The organism is Streptomyces sp. NPDC002044, assembly GCF_040296725.1.
Lineage (GTDB): Bacteria > Actinomycetota > Actinomycetes > Streptomycetales > Streptomycetaceae > Streptomyces > Streptomyces antarcticus.
Genome location: NZ_JBEOXU010000256.1, coordinates 1 through 4,968, shown reverse-complemented (window position 1 = coordinate 4,968; position 4,968 = coordinate 1). Strand labels below are relative to the sequence as shown.

Below are 4,968 nucleotides of genomic sequence, written 5' to 3'. Positions count from 1 at the left end.
GGACGAAGCCGCGGGGCAATCCGTACCTGGTCGGCGGGACGCGGATCGTGGGCGGCGGGCCGACCGGCTACATGTACAAGTACTCCTCGTACCGCCCGCCCGAGGCCAGCAGTTCGCCGTGGGTGCCGCGTTCCACGATCCGGCCGTCCTCGACGACCAGGATCAGGTCCGCCGCCTGCACGGTCGACAGCCGGTGCGCGATCACCACCGCGGTCCGCCCCGCCAGGGCCTCGCCCAGGGCCTCCTGCACCGCGGCCTCCGAGGTGGAGTCCAGGTGCGCCGTGGCCTCGTCGAGGATCACCACCCGCTGCCGGGCCAGGAGCAGCCGCGCGATGGTCAGCCGCTGCCGCTCGCCGCCGGACAGCCGGTACCCGCGCTCCCCGACGACCGTGTCCAGCCCGTCCGGCAGCGAGGCGACCAGCCCCTCCAGCCGGGAGCGGCGCAGCGCCTCCCACACCTCGGCCTCCGTCGCCTCCGGCCGGGCCAGCAGCAGGTTCGCGCGCACCGACTCGTGGAAGAGGTGCCCGTCCTGCGTGACCATGCCGAGCGTCTCGCGGATGGAGTCGGCCGTCAGGTCCCGTACGTCCACCCCGCCCAGGCGGACCGCGCCCGCGTCGGCGTCGTACAGCCGCGGCAGCAGCTGCGCGATGGTCGACTTGCCGGCGCCGGACGAGCCGACCAGGGCGATCATCTGGCCGGGCTCGGCGCGGAAGGACACCTCGTGCAGCACCTCGGTGCCGCCGCGGGCGTCGAGGGCGGCGACCTCCTCCAGGGAGGCGAGGGAGACCTTGTCCGCGGCGGGGTAGCCGAAGGTGACCCGGTCGAACTCGACGGCCACCGGACCCTCCGGAACCCGGCGGGCGTCCGGCTTCTCCGCGATGAGGGGCTTCAGGTCGAGGATCTCGAAGACCCGCTCGAAGCTCACCATCGCGCTCATCACCTCGACGCGGGCCCCGGCCAGCGAGGTCAGCGGGGCGTACAGCCGGGTCAGGAGCAGGGCGAGGGCGACGACCGCGCCCGCGTCCAGGCTCCCGCGCAGGGCGTAGTACCCGCCGAGCCCGTAGACGAGCGCGAGGGCCAGGGCCGACACGAGGGTCAGGGCCGTGATGAACGCCGACTGGGCCATCGCCGTACGGACGCCGATGTCCCGGACCTTCCTCGCCCGGGCGGCGAACTCCGCGGACTCGTCGGCCGGCCGCCCGAACAGCTTGACGAGGGTCGCGCCGGGGGCGGAGAACCGCTCGGTCATCTGGGTGCCCATCGCGGCGTTCAGCGTCGACGCCTCGCGCTGCATCGAGGCCATCCGCGCCCCCATCCGGCGGGCGGGCAGCACGAACACCGGCAGCAGCACCAGGGCGAGCAGGGTGATCTGCCAGGAGATGCCCAGCATCACGACGAGCGTCAGCAGCAGGGTCACGGTGTTCGCGACCACCCCGGACAGGGTGTTGCTGAACGCCCGCTGGGCGCCGATCACATCGTTGTTGAGCCGGCTGACCAGGGCGCCGGTCCTGGTCCGGGTGAAGAAGGCGACCGGCATCCGCTGCACGTGGTCGAAGACCGCGGTCCGCAGGTCCAGGATCAGGCTCTCGCCGAGGGTGGCGGAGAGCCTGCGGGTCAGCAGGCCCAGGCCCGCTTCGGCCACCGCGATCAGCGCGATGAGGAGGGCGAGCCGGGTGACCGTGCCGTTCTCCCGGCCGTCCACGATGGTGTCGACGACCTGGCTGGCGAGGACCGGAGTGGCCACCGCCAGCAGGGCCCCGACCACGCTGAGCAGCAGGAAGCAGAGGAGGCCCCGGCGGTGCGGGCGGGCGAAGGCGGCGATGCGGCGCAGGGTCGCCCGGGAGAACGGGCGCCGGTCCTGCTCGGCGTTGATCGCGCTGTGCAGCGAGGTCCAGGCGGTGACTTCCATGTCCATGACGCGAACGGTAGAACCTCAATCACGCTTGAGGTCAAGGATCCGGTGCCGGCTCGCCCGTTCGTGTCGGCAACTGACCCCTCCCTGAAGGGTGTTCGACGCCGCCGTTCCTCCTCCGCTGTCGGTGCCCGGTGGCATCATCGGTTCATGACGCAGGGATCCGAGTCCACCGGCTCCGACCGGCCGCCCCTCCACGCCACCGGCGACCCCGATGCCACCGATGCCACCGATGCCACCGTCCTGCACCGCTTCGAGCGCTGGGCGCGCCACACCCCCGACGCCCCCGCGGTCATCGCCGGGCCCGACACCCTCACGTACGGGCAGCTCGACACCCGGGCCAACCGGCTGGCGCACCACCTGCTCGGCACCGGACTGCCGGCCGGCGCGCTCGTGGCCGTGGGCACCGCCCGGCAGGCCGAGACCGTCGTCTCCGTGCTCGCCGCGCTCAAGGCCGGCGCGGCCTACACGGTGATCGACGTCGAGTTCCCGCGGGCCGGGCAGGGGCAGCTCGCCGCCGCGAAACCGTCCGTGCTCCTGACGCACGCCGCCCACCAGGCCGCCCTGGACGACGGCAGCGGCCTGCCGGTGATCCGCCTCGGCGCGGACGCCGCCGCCATCGCCGGCCGGCCCGCGGGGCCGCCCGAACGGTCCCGCCCCGGGCCGGGCGCCGTCCTGTTCACCGGCGGGCCCCGGCCGCGCGCCGTAGCCGTCGGCCACGCCCGGCTGCTCGCCGCGTACGAGGGCTGGGCGGAGGTGGCCCGGCTGACCCCGGGGGACCGCCACCTGATCACCTGCGGCCCGTCCGTCACCGGCTTCGCCGCGGGCTGGACCCGGGCCCTGTGCTCCGGCGGCGCCCTGGTGCTGGCCGAGCGCTCCCCGTGGCACCCCGCCGAGGTGCGCCGAGCCGTCGAGGCCGAGCGGGTGAGCGTCGTGCACACCGACCCGGAGGGCGCCGCCCGGCTGCTCCTGTCCCCGCAACGGCCCGCCCCCGTCCGGCCGTCCGTTCCCGCCGCCCGCCGTGCGGACCCGTCCGGGCCGCGTGCGCTGCGGCTCGTCACCGTCACGGGGGACCGCCTCCACCTCGACGAACAGGCCGCGCTGGCGGCCCGGCTGCGGACCGGCGTACGCCTGCTCAACGTGTACGGGCCCACCGAGTCGGCGGGCACCGGCACCTGGTTCGAACTGCCCCAGCTGTCCGGCCCGGTCGACGAACCGCGACGCCACTGCCTCATCGGCGTGCCCTTCCCCGGCTGCCGCGCGGACCTGCGCGACGGGGAGATCCGCCTGACCCCGCCGGACGGCGGCGACGCGATCCCCACCGGGGACCTGGGCCTGCTCCGCGAGGACGGGCTGCTGGAGTTCCGCGGCCGGATCCGGGACCGGCTCACCCTGGACGGCGCCGCCGTCGACCCGTACGCCGTCGAGTCGCTGATCCGCGGGCACGAGGGCGTCGGCGCGGTCATCGTCGCCGGGGTGCCCGGATTCCGGGGCGTACCCCGCCTGGTCGCCTACGTCGCCCCGCCGGCCGGCGCCGTCGCCGAACCGTACGGGACCGCGGGCGCCGACCTGCCGGACATCGACGAACTGCGCGAGCACCTGGCGGACCGGCTGCCCTCCGCGCAGCGGCCCCGCGCGGTGGTGCGGTTGCGCGCCCTGCCGCGCAACCGGGCCGGCCAGGAGGACCGGGAAGCCCTGCCGAAGCCCGCGCAGGGCGTGCCGGGAATCCCCGCGCGGAGCGCCGGCAAGTACGGGGGCGCGGTGGGCGACGCCGACCTCTCCCTGACCTGTGTCGTGGTCTGCGCGGCGGTGGCCCTGGGCCTCGTCGCCCGGGTGCTCACGGACGTCCTCTGGCCGGGATCGACCGACCTGACCGGCGTCCCGCAGCCGTGGGCGTTCCTCTTCGGCGTCCTCTACCTGATCGAGTGCCTGGCCTTCGGCGTCGGAGTGGTGTTCCTCTTCGAGGGCCGCGGCCGCATGCTCGCCCGGGGCGGCGGCCGGGCCCTGACCACGGCCGCCCATCTGGCGCTCGTGTACCTGCTGGTCGCCTGGTGGCCCCAGGACAACCTCTACCGGCTGGCAGCAAAACAGGACTGGCCGCGGCAGGCCGCCCTCGTCTACGTCTTCAACGTCCCGCTGATGATCGCGGCCGTCGTCGTGGCCTGCCACGCCGCGCGCCGGCGGACCGACGCCTTCGACTCCGAGGGCTGACCGCGCGCGGCCCGGGTTCCCGGCCCCGTCGGCCGGCCCGGGCCCGGCCCGGGGGACGGTCAGGCCCGGCCGACGGTCAGGCCCGGCCCGGGTGACCGGCGGTCAGGCCCGGCCGTCCTCCCGCACCCCCCGGAACCCCCCCCCGCACGCCAGCGCCCGGTCCCGCACCAGCGCCTCGGCGGCGTCCAGCACCTCCAGGCTGTGCGCGGCCACCAGCACCCCCAGCCAGGGCGCCGGCTCGAAGGCGCCGGTCGGGATCGTCGGCACGAACACGGCGCCCAGGTCCGCGCAGTCGCGGGCCAGCTCCGCGCACAGTTCGTCGAGCAGGGAGTCCGGCAGCCGCGCGCCCAGCTCCACCCGGTCAGCGATCCGTACGAAGTGTCCCGCGCCCCGCAGTTCGTCCAGCCTGGCCGCGACCATGAAGGCCACCGAGGGCCCGGTCAGCCGCAGGTTCACCTCGGTCGGCGCGAGCCGCCCCGCTCCGTCGGCGACGAAGTCCACGTCGAACCAGCCCCGGTATCCGCACGCGGCGAGCTCCCGGCCCACCGCCTCGCCGAAGGCCGACAGCGGCCCGCGCGCCCATTGCGGCACGATCCCCGGCCCGACCGTGGCCCCCCGGTAGACGGCTCCCTCCACGTCCATCACCGCCCCGCCCACCGCGTGCGGCCGGCCCGCCCCGTCCACGAACCCGTCGTACGTCAGGTCCCGCGGGCCGTCCCCCGGCGCGGGGCCGTCCACGTACTCCTCCACCAGCAGCGGCCCCCGAGGCAGCCGGCCGGCCGCGATGCGCGTCCTCGCCGCACTGACCGCGCTGGGAGACGATCCGTACCGCGAGGACGCCGACA

At 75.6% G+C, this 4,968-nt stretch carries 2 protein-coding genes and 1 pseudogene; 2 read left to right on the top strand and 1 reads right to left on the bottom strand.

The annotated features are described in order from the left end of the window. Positions 1–67: 67 nt before the first annotated feature. Positions 68–1,915: an ABC transporter ATP-binding protein gene (locus ABT106_RS30995; protein WP_351284134.1), complete on the bottom strand. Its 1,848-nt coding sequence runs from the start codon at positions 1,913–1,915 to the stop codon at positions 68–70. A gap of 147 nt (positions 1,916–2,062) precedes the next feature. Here ABT106_RS30995 and ABT106_RS30990 point away from each other — a divergent pair, with 147 nt between their 5' ends. Continuing rightward, a complete protein-coding gene (locus ABT106_RS30990; protein WP_351284131.1) occupies positions 2,063–4,123 on the top strand; it encodes an AMP-binding protein in 2,061 nt (686 codons plus the stop codon). A gap of 769 nt (positions 4,124–4,892) precedes the next feature. Further along, a pseudogene (locus tag ABT106_RS30985) lies at positions 4,893–4,968 on the top strand (type II toxin-antitoxin system RelE/ParE family toxin); the annotation flags it as partial.

What these genes read in the sequence shown, in the direction of transcription:
- ABT106_RS30995 (WP_351284134.1), bottom strand. Translation starts at nt 1,915, where the DNA reads ATGGACATGGAAGTCACCGCCTGGACCTCGCTGCACAGCGCGATCAAC.
- ABT106_RS30990 (WP_351284131.1), top strand. Translation starts at nt 2,063, where the DNA reads ATGACGCAGGGATCCGAGTCCACCGGCTCCGACCGGCCGCCCCTCCAC.